General features: G+C 72.8%; 8 protein-coding genes. 4 read left to right on the forward strand and 4 right to left on the reverse strand.

Translation table 11 applies throughout. The annotated features are described in order from the left end of the window. Positions 1–26 precede the first annotated feature (26 nt). Positions 27–2,582: an ATP-dependent helicase HrpB gene (gene hrpB, locus ACWDR0_RS01300; RefSeq protein WP_456349512.1), complete on the forward strand. Its 2,556-nt coding sequence runs from the start codon at positions 27–29 to the stop codon at positions 2,580–2,582. Positions 2,583–2,860: 278 nt separating this feature from the next. Here hrpB and ACWDR0_RS01305 read toward each other — a convergent pair whose 3' ends face one another. The 4 genes from ACWDR0_RS01305 to polA all read right to left on the reverse strand — a co-directional run bounded on the left by ACWDR0_RS01305 (position 2,861) and on the right by polA (position 9,097). Beyond that, complete coding sequence (locus ACWDR0_RS01305) at positions 2,861–3,868, reverse strand: DUF3068 domain-containing protein (RefSeq protein WP_456349513.1); 1,008 nt, start codon at positions 3,866–3,868, stop codon at positions 2,861–2,863. 11 nt (positions 3,869–3,879) lie between these two features. Beyond that, positions 3,880–4,017, reverse strand: a complete 138-nt coding sequence (locus tag ACWDR0_RS01310) for an SPW_0924 family protein (RefSeq protein WP_456349514.1) — start codon at positions 4,015–4,017, stop codon at positions 3,880–3,882. 192 nt (positions 4,018–4,209) lie between these two features. Continuing rightward, entirely contained in the window at positions 4,210–6,012 is a 1,803-nt protein-coding gene (locus ACWDR0_RS01315) for a lytic transglycosylase domain-containing protein (RefSeq protein ID WP_456349515.1), read from the reverse strand. 340 nt (positions 6,013–6,352) lie between these two features. Beyond that, positions 6,353–9,097, reverse strand: a complete 2,745-nt coding sequence (polA, locus tag ACWDR0_RS01320) for a DNA polymerase I (RefSeq protein ID WP_456349516.1) — start codon at positions 9,095–9,097, stop codon at positions 6,353–6,355. Positions 9,098–9,363: 266 nt separating this feature from the next. On the opposite strand from polA, the gene ACWDR0_RS01325 reads away from it, so the two are divergent. The 3 genes from ACWDR0_RS01325 to ACWDR0_RS01335 all read left to right on the forward strand — a co-directional run bounded on the left by ACWDR0_RS01325 (position 9,364) and on the right by ACWDR0_RS01335 (position 14,525). Further along, a complete protein-coding gene (locus ACWDR0_RS01325) occupies positions 9,364–11,640 on the forward strand; it encodes an FdhF/YdeP family oxidoreductase (RefSeq protein ID WP_456349517.1) in 2,277 nt (758 codons plus the stop codon). A 155-nt stretch (positions 11,641–11,795) separates the two neighbouring features. Beyond that, positions 11,796–12,293 (forward strand): hotdog fold thioesterase, encoded by a 498-nt coding sequence (locus ACWDR0_RS01330; RefSeq protein ID WP_456349659.1) that lies wholly within the window; start codon positions 11,796–11,798, stop codon positions 12,291–12,293. A gap of 993 nt (positions 12,294–13,286) precedes the next feature. Continuing rightward, positions 13,287–14,525 carry a branched-chain amino acid ABC transporter substrate-binding protein gene (locus ACWDR0_RS01335; protein ID WP_456349518.1) on the forward strand — a complete coding sequence of 413 codons (1,239 nt, stop codon included), beginning with the start codon at positions 13,287–13,289 and terminating at the stop codon, positions 14,523–14,525. Positions 14,526–14,590: the final 65 nt, after the last annotated feature.

Here is a 14,590-nt window from a genome sequence, read left to right on the forward strand (position 1 = left end):
CCGAGGGCACGGACCACACTGAAAGCATGATCCGAACCGAGGCAATCGACCGGCTCCCGGTCCGCCACTGCGTCCCCGAGCTGCTGACCGCGCTCGAAGGGCACGGCACCGCGGTACTGCACGCACCCCCGGGCACGGGGAAGACGACGCTGGTGCCGCTGGCGCTGGCCGGGGTGGTCGGGACCGGGCCGCGGCGCCGGGTGCTGGTCGCCGAGCCGCGGCGGATGGCGGTCAGGGCGGCGGCCCGGCGGATGGCCTGGCTGCTGGGGCAGGAGACCGGCGGGACCGTCGGCTACACGGTCCGGGGCGAGCGCAGAGCCGGTGCGGAGACCCTGGTCGAGGTGGTGACCACGGGCGTGCTGCTCCAGCGCCTCCAGCGCGATCCCGAGCTGGCGGGCGTGGACGTGGTGCTGATCGACGAGTGCCACGAGCGCCATCTCGACGCCGATACGGCCCTGGCGTTCCTGGTCGATGTCCGGGCGGCGCTCCGCCCCGAGCTGGGCCTGATCGCGGCCTCGGCCACGAGCGACACCGATGCCTGGGCGCGGCTGCTGACCTCGGTGGACGGTTCGGAGCCCGCGCCGGTGGTCCGGGGTGCGGGCGAGGGCTTCGGCAGCGAGCTGCACTTCGCGCCGCCGCCGCCCGGAATCCGGCCCGCCCACGGGACCCGGGTGGATCCCGCGCTGCTGCGCCATATCGCGGCGACGGTCCGGCTGGCGCTCTCCCGCCATCAGGGGGACGTGCTCTGTTTTCTGCCGGGGACGGGTGAGATCGCCCGTACGGCGGGGCTGCTGGAGGGGGTCGGCGCGGAGGTGCTCCAGCTGCACGGGCGGGCCCCGGCGGCGGTCCAGGACGCGGTGCTGCGGGGCGGTGGCGAGCGTCGCCGGGTGGTGCTGGCCACCTCGGTCGCGGAGTCGAGCCTGACGGTGCCCGGGGTGCGGATCGTGGTCGACTCGGGGCTGGCCCGGGAGCCGCGGACCGATCATGCCCGGGGGCTGGGCTCGCTGACGACGGTCCCGGTGTCGGTGGCGGGAGCGGCCCAGCGGGCGGGCCGGGCGGGCCGGGAGGCCGTCGGCACGGTGTACCGCTGCTGGGCGGAGGCGGAGGACGGCCGGCGGGCCCGGTTCCCGGCCCCCGAGATCAGCGTCGCGGACCTCACCGGGTTCGCGCTGCGGGTGGCCTGCTGGGGCGATCCGCAGGCGCGGGGGCTGGCCCTGCTGGACGCTCCGCCGGGCGGGGCGATGGCCGCGGCGGCTTCCGTGCTGCGGGCCGTCGGCGCGGTGGACCGGGACGGCAGGGCGACGGAGCGGGGCGTGCTGATGGCCCGGCTCGGGGTGCATCCCCGGCTGGCCCGGGCCCTGCTGGACGGCGCGGGGCAGGTCGGCGCGGGCCGGGCGGCCGAGGTGGTGGCGCTGCTGAGCGAGGAGCCGCCCCGGGAGTACGGGGACGATCTGACCGCCACCTGGCGGACGGCCCGGCGCGGCGGCGACGGATACGCGGGCCGGTGGCGGGCGGAGGTGCGGCGGCTGGAGTCGGCGCTGGCGGCGGTGGACCCGGGCGGCCGCAGGGGCGGCCGGGCGGGCGGGGGCGGGCTCTCGGACGACGCGGCCGCCGGTCTGGTCACCGCGCTGGCGTTCCCGGAGCGGGTGGCGCGGGCCCGGGGCGAGGGGTCCTTTCTGATGGTGTCCGGCACCCGTGGGGAGGTGGGGAGCGGTTCGGCGCTGCGGGGCGCTCCCTGGCTGGCGGTCGCGGTGGCGGACCGTCCGGCGTCGGCGGCGTCGGCCCGGGTGTGGCTGGCCGCGCCCGCCGACGAGGAGACCGCGCGGGCGGCGGCCGGTCATCTGCTGGTGTCGGAGGAGCAGGTGCGCTGGGAGGACGGCGATGTGGTCGCCCGGAGCGTGCGCAGGCTGGGCGCGGTGGAACTGTCGGCGAGACCGCCGGCCGATCCGGACCCGGCACTGCTGCGGGCCGCGGTGCTCGACGGGATACGCCGGGAGGGGCTCGGGCTGCTGCACTGGACGCGGGAGGCCCGCGGGCTGCGGGAGCGGCTGGCCTTTCTGCACCGGGTGGTCGGCGAGCCCTGGCCGGATACGGCGGACGAGGCGCTGGTGGAGCGGGCCGGGGAGTGGCTGGAGCCGGAGCTGTCCCGGGCGCGGCGGCGGTCGGATCTGGGCCGGATCCACGCCGAGGCGTGTCTGCGGAGGCTGCTGCCGTGGGCGGGTGGTGAGGCCGCGCGGCTGGAACAGCTGGCGCCGGAGCGGATCGCGGTGCCGAGCGGTTCGCTGATCCGGGTGGAGTACGGCGGGGAGCAGCCGGTGCTTGCGGTGAAGCTCCAGGAGCTGTTCGGGCTGGAGGCGACGCCCGAAGTGGCAGGGGTGCCGGTGCTGGTGCATCTGCTCTCCCCCGCCGGGCGGCCGGTCGCGGTGACCGCGGACCTGGCCTCGTTCTGGCGGGACGGCTACCGCTCGGTCCGGGCGGAGTTGCGCGGCCGCTATCCCAAGCACCCCTGGCCGGAGGATCCCGCGACGGCCGAGCCCACCCGCCACACGAGCGCCCGCGCCCGCGCCACCCGGAACCCCTGACGGCCGTGCACGGCACGGCGGGCCGCCCGGGACGGCGGGCGGGCCCCGGGGAGTCCGAAGGGGCGGCGGTGGCCTGCGCCGGGGACCGGACGGAGCGGCGGCAGGCATGCCCCGGGCCGACGAGACAACGGCGGGCACGCCCCGGAAAGCCGGAGGAGCGGCGGGCGCGCACCGGGGGTTCAGAGGTGCCCGGGGTCGGAGGTGCCCGGGGTCGGAGGTGCCCGGGGTCGGAGGTGCCCGGGGTCGGAGGTGCCCGGGGTCGGACGGGGAAGGGCCCGTCAGACGGGGAGGGGGCCGGGAGGGCCGGGGCGGGAGGGGGTGGGGGGCGGGGCGGGGGGAAGGGGGCGGCGGGAGCGGGCCTCCAGGTACAGCGCCAGGGCAAGCAGCACCCCCGCCAGCCCGAGGAACCCCAGGGGCAGATAGGAGGTCATCAGCAGGATCGGCAGACGCTGGGACTTCACCAGGCCGACGGTGTGGTCCAGATAGTCGGGGCGCATCTTCACATGGCCCTCGAAGGCGGTGACCCGGTCACGGCCGCCGAGGAGGGTGCCGCCGCGGAGTTCCTCCTTGTGGATCTCCTCCCCGTTGACGGGGGCGCCGGTGACGGGATCCACCCAGAACATGCGCTTGGTGGTGTACCAGCGGGTGGTGCCGGTCTGTTTCTCCAGGGTGGTCGCGTCGACACCGGGGATGGGCATCTTCCTGGGGAAGGGGACCTTGGTCCAGGGGATCGTCTGTTCGAAGTAGTAGACCTCCAGGCCGCGGAAGGTGCGGGTGCCCCGGTAGTGGATGGGGGCGGAGGTGCGGGTCTGGGCATCGAAGTACCGGTAGTCCCGTTTCTCCGTGAGGAAGGGCCATTTGTACGCGATGCCGTCGCGCCGTACGGGATCGCCGTCGACGGACTCTCCGGCCGCGTGGACGGGTTCCTGGCTGTGGGCGTCGAAAACATAGCGCTCGGGGATCTGGGAGACCATCTTCCCGTCGGGGCCCTGGATATGGGTGAGGGCGTCCCAGACGACGACGGAGCGGTCGGTGCCGCGTTCGATCCGCTCGGACTCCTCCACATTGCCCTTGAGGGTCTGGACGATGGTGATCCGCTCGACCTTCTCCGCCTGGAGGGTGCCGTAGTCGAGCAGGGTCGCGGGCCGGGCCTCCAGCACGACTTCCTGGTACTGGCCCGGGGGGATTTCGACCAGCCGGGGAAAGGCGTAGTAGCGCAGCAGGGGCGCGAGGGCGGCGAAGAAGACGGCGAGGGAGAGCAGGACCAGCCCGGCGCGGCGGCGCATGACCGGCGCCCCTACTTCTTGGGGCCGGGGACGGTGGTCAGCAGCGGTTCGGGCGAGGTCTTCCCCGGCGGGGCGCCGATCGCGGTGACGGTGAGGACGAGGGCGAAGGCGGCCGCCAGCCCGACGGCGACGGCGACGAGGGCGCGCATGCTCGACCTCCCGGTGGTCGGATCCCCCTGCCGAATCTGATACACCGTCAGGGATGGGGCACCGTAGCAACCTGGCCGTGAGATGAGAACCCGTGGACCGGCCCGGTACCGCTACCGCACCGGCCGGGGATACGGCACCGTCCCCGCACCGGATACCGGTACGGGGACGGGGGAAGTGCGGCGGAGCCGGTGTCAGCCGGCCGTGGCCGATCCGAGAGCGCTCGGGGAGGACGTCGGCGCCGGGGCCTCGGCGACCTCGATGTCGACGATCAGACTGATGCCGCCCGAGAACACCAGCTTGAGCTGGAAGGGGCCGGTCAACTCGTCGGCGAACAGCTCCGGGAGGGTCAGGGTCCCGTCGGCGGCGGTGACCAGTCCGTCGAGGACGCGCAGCGGCTTGCCGTCAGCCCCCTTGAAGTAGGGGCCCTTCTCGGCGGGCACCGGCGTGCCGTCCGGGCCGGTCGTCTCCGGGCCGGTCGTCTCCAGGACGGCACGGGCGGCCACTCCGGGCGCCACGGTGTCGCGGAAGGTGGCCTTGACCACGACCGGCTCGGCGAACGCCGTCCCGGGGGCGGCCGTCGGCTTCCCCTCGCCGACCCGGACGACCCGGTCCGCGGCGCGGGGGGTGACCTTCCCGCGGAAGCCCGTCGCGGCGGGCTTCGTGCTCACGGTGGTGGCGGTCACGGTGAAGGAGCCGGTGCGGTCGCCCGCCTCCAGCACCGGCGCGGTGACCGTGCCGTCGGCGGCGGTGCGCAGGACGACGTTCTTCCGGCCCCCGGCGAAAACGGTGGCGGTGGTGCCGGTGATCTCGAAGCGGACCTCCTGCCCGGCGACGGCGCGGCCGTCGGTCTTCACCCTGACGGTGACCCGCTCCTCGACGTCCCGCCCGGCCATCGCGCTCAGCGCGCCGGTCCCCGCGTTCTCGACGACGGTGACCGGGGCGGGCTTCGCGGGCGGGGTGACGGGCGGCTTCGGCTTCTGGGGCGGCTTGGTGCCGGGACCGGCCGGCGGGGTCTTCCCGGGCTGCTTCCCGGGGGCGGCGGGCTCCTTCGCGGGTTCCCCGGTGCCGGTGGACGGCGGCGTGGTGCCGCTGTTGCCCGTGCCGCCGCCGTGGTTGCCGCCGCTGCCGCTGCCGCTGTCCGGGGTGTTGGAGCCGGGCAGCACCCCGCTGCCGTCGGGCACCTGGTGAGTGCCCTTCTTGTAGTACTCGAACCAGGACATGACGGTATTGAGATACGCCCGGGAGCGGTTGTAGCCGAGGATCGCCCGCTCCAGGTCCTGGGCGTTCGTCAGGTCCCGGTCGTTGGCGCAGAGGTAGCGCCCGGCGGCGAGAGCCGCGTCGTAGATGTTGTTCGGGTCCTTGCGGCCGTCACCGTTGGCGTCCTGACCCCAGGTGGCCCAGGTGGAGGGGATGAACTGCATCGGCCCGACGGCGCGGTCGTAGACGGTGTCCCCGTCGTACGCCCCGTTGTCGGTGTCCGGGATGTTGGCGAAGCCCACTCCGTTGAGCACCGGCCCGCGGATCGGGGAGAGCGTGGTGCCGTTGGCGTCGACCCGGCCGCCGCGGGCCTGCCCGGACTCCACCTTGCCGATCGCGGCGAGCAGTTGCCAGGGGACCTTGCAGCCGGGGTCGGAGGAGGCGATGGTCTCCTCGGCGCGCTTGTAGGCGGCGAGAACGGTCGCGGGTATGCCCGCCTCGGCCGCGCCCGCCGGTCCGTGTCCGCCGGTGGTGGTCCCGCCCGGGCCCGTCGTGCCGGTCGGGGTCGGGGACTTCAGCGGCGGCAGGTCGGTGTAGTAGGGAGAGTCCCCGGTGACGGGAGTGCCGGGCGGTGGGGTCACTTCGTCGGTGGCATCGTCCTGCGCGCCGTGGCTGTCACCCGATACGGCATGGGTGACGCTCGGCGCCTGCGAGGCCGAGAGCGCGGCCACGGCGGCGGCCGCCACAGCCGTGGTGGTAGCCCCTCGGCGCAGTCGGCGGCCGAAATGCGCTGCCATACGTTGTCCCTCCCCGAGACGTTCTCCCTGGTCCGCGTCCAGTCCGCGTACGGTCCGCGTACGCGTCAACTCAGCCGACCCTACGTCACCCCAGGCCTCCGGAACACCGGGCCCTGACCGTTTTTCACCACTTCGCCACCTCGTGATGGAGATCCGGAGTGATACGGTCCGCCCCGCGTCCGGCTCCGTGTCCGCCCTGCGTCAGCCGCGCGCCAGTCCTCTGTAAGTCCCGCGTCCTGCTCCGTCCCGCCGGCGAGTCCCGGGCCGCCGGGCCGCCGGGCGGGAACGACAACGGCCGCGCCCCCTTGTGCCAGGGGGCGCGGCCGGGCCGGGTGTTGCGTCAGTGGGCCGCGGACTCCCAGTCGGCGCCGACACCTACGGAGACATCGAGCGGAGCGCTGAGCTCCGCCGCGCCGGACATCTCCCGGCGCACCAGGGCCTCCACGGCCTCGCGCTCGCCGGGGGAGATCTCCAGCACGATTTCGTCATGGACCTGGAGCAGCAGCCGGGAGGTCAGCCCGGCCTCCCGCAGGGCGGCGTCCACCCGGAGCATGGCGATCTTCACAATGTCCGCTGCGGTGCCCTGGATGGGGGCGTTCAGCGCCATCCGCTCGGCGGCCTCGCGGCGCTGGCGGTTGTCGCTGGTGAGGTCGGGGAGATAGCGGCGGCGGCCGAAGATGGTCGCGGTGTAGCCGGTGGCGCGGGCCTCGTCCACCACATGGTGGAGGTAGTCGCGGACCCCGCCGAAGCGCTCGAAGTAGGTGTCCATCAGGGCCCGGGCCTCGCCCGCCTCGATGTTCAGCTGCTGGGAGAGCCCGAAGGCGGAGAGTCCGTACGCCAGGCCGTACGACATGGCCTTGATCTTGCGGCGCATCTCGGCGTCGACGTCGGAGGTGGCGACGCCGAAGACCTGGGAGGCGACGGTGTTGTGGAGGTCCTCGCCGGAGGCGAAGGCCCGGATGAGGCCCTCGTCCTGCGAGAGATGGGCCATCACCCGCAGTTCGATCTGGCTGTAGTCGGCGGTCATCAGGGTTTCGAAGCCCTCGCCGACCACGAAACCGCGGCGGATGGCCCGGCCCTCGTCGGTGCGCACCGGCACGTTCTGGAGGTTGGGGTCGGTGGAGGAGAGTCGGCCGGTGGCGGCCACGGTCTGGCTGAAGGTGGTGTGGATCCGGCCGTCGGCGGCGACGGTCTTGATCAGGCCCTCGACGGTGGACCGCAGCCTGGCCTGCTCCCGGTGGCGGAGCATGATCACGGGCAGTTCGTGCTCGGTCTGGCCGGCGAGCCAGGCGAGGGCATCCGCGTCGGTGGTGTAGCCGGTCTTGGTCTTCTTGGTCTTGGGGAGGTTCAGCTCACCGAAGAAGACCTCTTGGAGCTGCTTGGGCGAGCCCAGGTTGAACTCGTGGCCGACGGCGGCATGGGCCTCCTTGACGGCCTGCTGGACGGCCCCGGCGAACAGCTGCTCCATGGCCTCCAGATGGGCGCGGTCGGCGGCGATGCCGTACCGCTCCATCCGGGCGAGGAGTAGGGAGGTGGGCAGCTCCATATCGTGGAGCAGATCGGTGGCGCCGACCTCTTCGAGCCGGGTGCCGAGGGCGTCCCCGAGGTCGAGGACGGCCCGGGCCTGGGCCATCAGGGCATCGGCCTCGGCGTGTTCGTCGGTGCCGAAGGCGAGCTGGCCGTCGGCGGCGGCCGGGGCCAGCTCCCGGCCGAGGTACTCCACGGCGAGCGCGTCGAGGGCGAAGGAGCGGCGCCCGGGCTTGACCAGATAGGCGGCGAGGGCGGTGTCCATGGTGATGCCCGCGAGGTGCCAGCCGTGCTCGGGGAAGACCCGCAGGGACTCCTTGGCACCGTGCAGCACCTTGGGGCGGCCGGAGTCGGCGGCCCAGTCCGCGAAGGCGCGTTCGTCGGCCTCGTCGAGACGGGTGGGGTCGAACCAGGCGGCCTTGCCGTCGGCGGCGGCCAGGGCGATCTCGGTGACGCTGCCGGTGCCGAGGGACCAGTCGGCGACGGTGGCCATCCCGAGCGGCCGGCCGCCGTGTTCGGCGAGCCAGGGGGCCAGCTCGCCGGTGGTGAGGACGGAGCCGTCCAGTTCCACGCCGGCGGCGGGGGCCGGGGGCTCGTCCTCGGCCGTGCCCGGGTCGACCGCCAGCAGCCGCTCGCGGAGGCTGGGATTGCGGATCTCCAGCACTTCCAGGAAGCCCTGGAGAGCCTTGCGGTCGTACGGGGCGCGCTCCAGCTCGGCCACGGCCTTCGGCAGTTCGACGTCCCGGACCAGCTCGGTGAGGTGGCGGTTGAGCTTGACGGCGTCCAGATGGTCCCGGAGGGACTGGCCGACCTTCCCCTTCACCTCGTCGGCGCGCTCGACCAGCTCGGCGAAGGAACCGAACTGGTTGATCCACTTGGTGGCGGTCTTCTCGCCGACGCCGGGGATACCGGGGAGGTTGTCCGACGGGTCGCCCCGCAGGGCCGCGAAGTCCGGGTACTGCGCGGGGGTGAGTCCGTACTTCTCCTCGACCTTCGCGGGGGTGAACCGGGTCAGCTCGGAGACGCCCTTGGTGGGGTAGAGCACGGTGGTGTGCTCGCTGACCAGCTGGAAGGAGTCCCGGTCGCCGGTGACGATCAGCACCTCGAACCCGGCGGCCTCGGCCCGGGTCGCGAGGGTGGCGATGATGTCGTCGGCCTCGAAGCCGTCGACGGCGAAGCGGACCGCGTTCATCGTGTCGAGGAGTTCGCCGATCAGCTCGACCTGGCCCTTGAACTCGTCGGGCGTCGAGGAGCGGTTCGCCTTGTACTCGGGGTAGTCCGCGGAGCGCCAGGTCTTGCGCGATACGTCGAACGCGACGGCGAAGTGCGTGGGCGCCTCGTCGCGGAGCGTGTTCGCCAGCATCGACGCGAAGCCGTAGACGGCGTTCGTCGTCTGGCCGCTCGCGGTGGTGAAGTTCTCCGCGGGCAGCGCGAAGAACGCCCGGTACGCCAGGGAGTGCCCGTCCATGAGGAGCAGGCGCGGACGCCCCTCGCCGCCCTTCGCGGTCTCCGGGGGCGTCACGGTCTGCGGGGTCTTCTTCGATGCTGTCTCAGCCACGGGGACGATCCTGCCACGCCCCACTGACAATGACGGCCACGGCATGCTCGGCCGGGCCCCCGGCACTCCCGGCACCACCGGTCCGGGCGGGCCGCCCGGACCCTCCGTGTCTCCGGCTGTCCGCTCGCGACCGCACGGTGTCACCGGTCCGTGACAGGATGGAACACCGGCCGCAGCCGCCGCACCGGGCCGTGCCGACGGCGTACGGCGTACGGCCTCGCCGGAGTCCGCCGGGGGCGGGCCCGGTCCCGACCGAGGGGAGCACCATGGTCAGCAAGCCGCCCGCGGACGACCCCGTCCAGGACGCGCCCGAGATCGGCCCGCCCGGCCGGGCCGCGGCGGGCGTTCCCGCCCTCGTCCACACGGCCAGGGCCGCCCGGGAGCAGATGGGCGCGGTCCGCTCCGTACGGACCCTGCTCAAGGTCAACCAGAAGGAGGGCTTCGACTGTCCGGGGTGCGCCTGGCCCGAGGGGTCCGGGAAGCGGCATCTGGCGGAGTTCTGCGAGAACGGGGCGAAGGCGGTCGCGGAGGAGGCCACCCTGCGGCGGGTGACGCCCGCGTTCTTCGCCGAGCACCCGGTGGCGGAGCTGGCGGAGCGCAGCGGCTACTGGCTGGGGCAGCAGGGCCGGATCACCGAGCCGGTGTACCTCCCGGAGGGCGGTACCCACTACACGCCGGTGAGCTGGGAGCGGGCGTTCGCGATCATCGCGGAGGAGCTGTCCGCGCTCTCCTCCCCCGACGAGGCCGTCTTCTACACCTCGGGGCGGACCAGCAACGAGGCGGCGTTCCTGTTCCAGTTGTTCGTCCGGGAGTTCGGTACGAACAATCTGCCCGACTGCTCGAACATGTGCCACGAGTCGTCGGGTTCGGCGCTGACCGAGACCCTCGGAGTCGGCAAGGGCAGTGTCTCGCTGGAGGATCTGCACCGGGCGGATCTGATCGTCGTCGCCGGGCAGAACCCGGGTACCAACCACCCGCGGATGCTGATCGCCCTGGAGAAGGCGAAGGCGGCGGGGGCCCGGATCATCTCGGTGAATCCGCTGCCGGAGGCCGGTCTGCAGCGGTTCAAGAACCCCCAGAACCCGCTGAGCCTGGTCCGGGGTACACCGCTGGCCGATCTCTTCCTCCAGATCCGCATCGGCGGCGACCAGGCGCTGTTCCGGCTGCTGAACAAGCTGGTCATCGAGGCCGGCGGGGCGGTGGACGAGGAGTTCGTCCGGGACTTCACCCATGGGTACGAGGAGTTCGCGGCGGCGGCCCGGGCGGCGGACTGGAACGAGACCCTCGCCGCGACCGGACTGGCCCGGGAGGAGATCGGGCGGGCGCTGGAGATGGTGCTGGCGTCGGAGCGGACCGTGGTCTGCTGGGCGATGGGGCTGACCCAGCACAAGCACGCGGTGGCCACCATCCGCGAGGTGGTGAACCTGCTGCTGCTGCGCGGCGCGGTGGGCCGCCCGGGTGCCGGGGTCTGCCCGGTGCGGGGCCACTCGAATGTGCAGGGCGACCGGACGATGGGGATCTTCGAGCGGCCCGCGCCGGCCTTTCTGGACGCCCTGGAGAAGGAGTTCGGCTTCGCGCCGCCGCGGCACCACGGCTACGACGTGGTGCGGTCGATCCGGGCGCTGCGCGACGGGGACGCGAAGGTGTTCTTCGCGATGGGCGGCAACTTCACCGCGGCGTCGCCCGACACCACGGTGACCGAGGCGGCGCTGCGGCACGCCCGGCTGACGGTGCAGGTGTCCACCAAGCTCAACCGCTCCCATGCGGTGACGGGCCGCCGGGCGCTGATCCTGCCGACCCTGGGCCGGACGGACCGGGATGTGCAGGAGGGCGGGCGGCAGTTCGTCACCGTGGAGGACTCCATGGGGATGGTGCACGCCTCGCGCGGCAATCTGCCGCCCGCGGGCCCGGCGCTGCTGTCCGAGCCGGCGATCGTGGCCCGGCTGGCGCGGGCGGTGCTGGGGGCCGGGTCGCGGACGCCGTGGGAGGAGTTCGAGCGGGACTACGGCGCGATCCGCGACCGGATCGCGCGGGTGGTCCCCGGCTTCGAGGACTTCAACGCCCGGGCGGCCCGGCCGGGCGGCTTCACCCTGCCGCACGCCCCGCGGGACGAGCGCCGCTTCCCGACGGCGACGGGCCGGGCCAACTTCACGGCCGCGCCGGTGGAGTATCCGCGGGTGCCGGAGGGCCGGCTCCTGCTCCAGACCCTGCGCTCCCACGACCAGTACAACACCACGGTGTACGGGCTGGACGACCGCTACCGGGGGGTGCGCGGCGGGCGCCGGGTGGTGCTGGTGCACCCGGCGGACGCGGACCGGCTGGGGCTGGCCGACGGGGCGTACGTGGATCTGGTGGGCGAGTGGCGGGACGGGGTGGAGCGCCGCGCCCCGCGCTTCCGGGTGGTGCACTATCCGACGGCCCGGGGCTGCGCGGCCGCGTACTACCCGGAGACGAACGTCCTGGTGCCCCTCGACTCGACGGCCGACACCAGCAATACGCCCGCCAGCAAGTCGGTGGTGGTGCGGCTGGAGCCCTGCGACTGACCGGCCGCGGCCGGGCGCGGGGCGGCTGCGGGGCCGGGCTGTGGGCAACGGCACGCCGGGGACCCTAAGCGTCCGCTCAGGCATCTGATATGACGGTGCCTGCAGCCGGCAGCCATCCGCCGGCGCACTGGACCACCGAGATCGGAGCCGGGCCCATGGGCGAGCACCACACCGTGCAGTTCCCGCAGGACATCGTCGACGAGTACGCGGCCCTGGGGGTGGATCTGCCGGCGCTGTTCTCGGCCGGGCATCTGGGCGAGCGGATGGGCGTGCGGATCCTGGAGGCCTCGGCCGAGCGGGTCGTGGGCACGATGCCGGTGGAGGGGAACACCCAGCCGTACGGGCTGCTGCACGGCGGGGCCTCCGCCGTGCTGGCGGAGACCCTGGGCTCGGTGGGCGCCATGCTCCACGGCCGCAGCGGCCGGATCGCGGTGGGGGTGGACCTCAACTGCACCCACCACCGGGGGGTGCGGTCGGGGCTGGTGACCGGGGTCGCGACGGCCGTGCACCGGGGCAGGTCCACGGCGACGTACGAGATCGTGATCTCCGACGAACAGGAGCGGCGGGTCTGCACGGCCCGGCTGACGTGCATGCTGCGGGACATCAACCCCTCCGACGCCGGACATGTCCCGGACCGGGGCCGCACCGCCTGATCCCGCAGGACGGGAGTGCGCGCGCCGGGCCCGCGGGGCCGTCCGCCCCACCCGGGCGGCGCTTCCTGTTCACCCACTTTTCAGAAAATTCCGCACATTTCGCGGCCGGGCGGTCTTCCGCCCGCCCCACCCCATCCCGCCCGACCCCACCCCGGGGACATGAGCGTCGCCGTACCGCACGCCTTACCGCAGAGTTCGCCCGCGCCCGCTCCGGGGTCTCCGGCCCCGGGGCGGCGGTGGCGGCACCCGCACTCTGCGTGATCTTCCCGCGCCGGGGCCGCCGCCGCCCTTCAGGCACCCGAAACACAGGCGTCGCACGCCCGTCATCAACGATCCCCGGAGGCGGCCGACCGGCCGCCGGCCGCGGGATGTTCACCGGCGGGCCGGCCGCCGCCCGGCCCGGCGAACCCAGGGCATGACAGGGACATCTCACCTGCTGTCATGCGTCTACGCGGGTCGATCACCTCACCCCGAGGCGAACTGACGCTCCATCAGCCAGGGGCCCGCGAACACCCGCGCCACGGCTCGGCGTTCGAGCGGTGCGGCCACCCCGAGATGGATGCATATGCCATATAAGATATCGCGACCCTCGCAAGATTTTCACTCTGCGTAATCGCCCTCAGGGTCCGAAAACCGCCCTTCCGCCCCTCACCGGATATCGGACGGTCAGCGGGCCCGGAAAGTCGTGATAGAGGGACCGACAGGAGCATGATCGCCTCAAGGACCTTAGCGGAACAGGGCGTTCTCACCATGTGGTCAGCACAGGGCCGACGAGACGGCCCCACGGCACCCTCTTTCGGGTGCACCGATATCCGATCCGCATAACAAGAACGTCACATCCTGACTTCCCTAGTGCCGTGCCCGAGCACCTCCCCTTAGAGTCACCGCCAGTTACCGCGCCGCCGGGCGCATATCAGCACCGCGCATTCCCGTTCGGCCCGGCGACCAAACGGCACCTCTAGGGGGAGGGCCGTGCCAGGGAAAGGACATATCGTGCGACACCGTTCCTTGCTCATACTTACCGCCGTGGTCACCACGGGAGCACTCACCCTCACCGCCTGCGGATCGCGCGATGACGACAAGAAGGGCAGCGACAGCGGTGGTGGTGGCAAGACCACCGTGGTCATCGGCATCGACGCCCCGCTGACCGGCTCGCTCTCCGCGCTCGGCCAGGGCATCAAGAACTCCGTGGACCTCGCGGCCAAGACCGCGAACAAGGACAACGTGGTCCCGGGCATCGAGTTCAAGGTCGAGTCCTACGACGACCAGGCGCTGCCCGCGTCCGGCCAGCAGAACGCCATCAAGCTGGTCGCCAACAAGGACGTCCTCGGTGTCGTCGGCCCGCTGAACTCGGGCGTCGCCCAGTCCATGCAGGGCGACTTCGCCAAGGCGGACCTGGCGCAGATCTCGCCGGCCAACACCAACCCGTCCCTGTCCCAGGGCGACAACTGGGCCTCCGGCGACAAGAAGCGCACCTTCAAGACCTACTTCCGGACCGCCACCACCGACGTCATCCAGGGCAAGTTCGCCGCCCAGTACCTGTTCAACGAGGCCAAGAAGAAGAAGGTCTTCGTCGTCGACGACAAGCAGACCTACGGCGCCGGCCTCGCGGCGATCTTCGCGGACGAGTTCAAGAAGCTCGGCGGCACCGTGGTCGGCACCGACAAGGTGACGGTCAAGGAGACCGACTTCTCCCCCGCCGCCGACAAGATCAAGGCGTCCGGCGCGGACTCCGTCTTCTTCGGCGGTCAGTACCCCGAGGGCGGTCTGCTGGCCGACCAGATCAAGAAGGCCGGCGCCAACGTCCCGACCATGGGCGGCGACGCGCTCTACGACCCGGCGTACATCAAGGCCTCCGGCCAGTCGAACGACGGCGACCTGGCCACCTCGGTCGGCTACCCGATCGAGATGCTGCCGACCGCGAAGAAGTTCATCGACGACTACAAGGCGGGCGGCTACAAGGACCCGTACGCGGCGTACGGCGGCTACTCCTACGACGCCGCCTGGGCGATCATCCAGGCCGTGAAGACGGTCGTCGAGGCCAACGACGGCAAGGTTCCGAGCGATGCCCGCGCCAAGGTGACCGAGGCGCTCGGCAAGGTCTCCTTCGACGGAGTGACCGGCAAGGTCTCCTTCGACGAGTTCGGTGACACCACGAACAAGCAGCTCACGGTGTACCGGGTCGAAAAGGGCGAGTGGAAGTCCATCAAGAACGCCACTTTCGAGGACTGAGCCGACCGGCCCCCAGCATCTGACCCCAGCCGCGCGAGGGTGCAAACAGCGCCCTCGCGCGGAGT

This window comes from Streptomyces sp. NPDC003691, from assembly GCF_053981115.1.

Excerpts from the sequence above, each read along its gene's own strand:
- hrpB (WP_456349512.1), top strand. The coding sequence starts at position 27 with ATGATCCGAACCGAGGCAATCGACCGGCTCCCGGTCCGCCACTGCGTC.
- ACWDR0_RS01305 (WP_456349513.1), bottom strand. The coding sequence starts at position 3,868 with ATGCGCCGCCGCGCCGGGCTGGTCCTGCTCTCCCTCGCCGTCTTCTTC.
- ACWDR0_RS01310 (WP_456349514.1), bottom strand. The coding sequence starts at position 4,017 with ATGCGCGCCCTCGTCGCCGTCGCCGTCGGGCTGGCGGCCGCCTTCGCC.
- ACWDR0_RS01315 (WP_456349515.1), bottom strand. The coding sequence starts at position 6,012 with ATGGCAGCGCATTTCGGCCGCCGACTGCGCCGAGGGGCTACCACCACG.
- ACWDR0_RS01325 (WP_456349517.1), top strand. The coding sequence starts at position 9,364 with ATGGTCAGCAAGCCGCCCGCGGACGACCCCGTCCAGGACGCGCCCGAG.
- ACWDR0_RS01330 (WP_456349659.1), top strand. The coding sequence starts at position 11,796 with ATGGGCGAGCACCACACCGTGCAGTTCCCGCAGGACATCGTCGACGAG.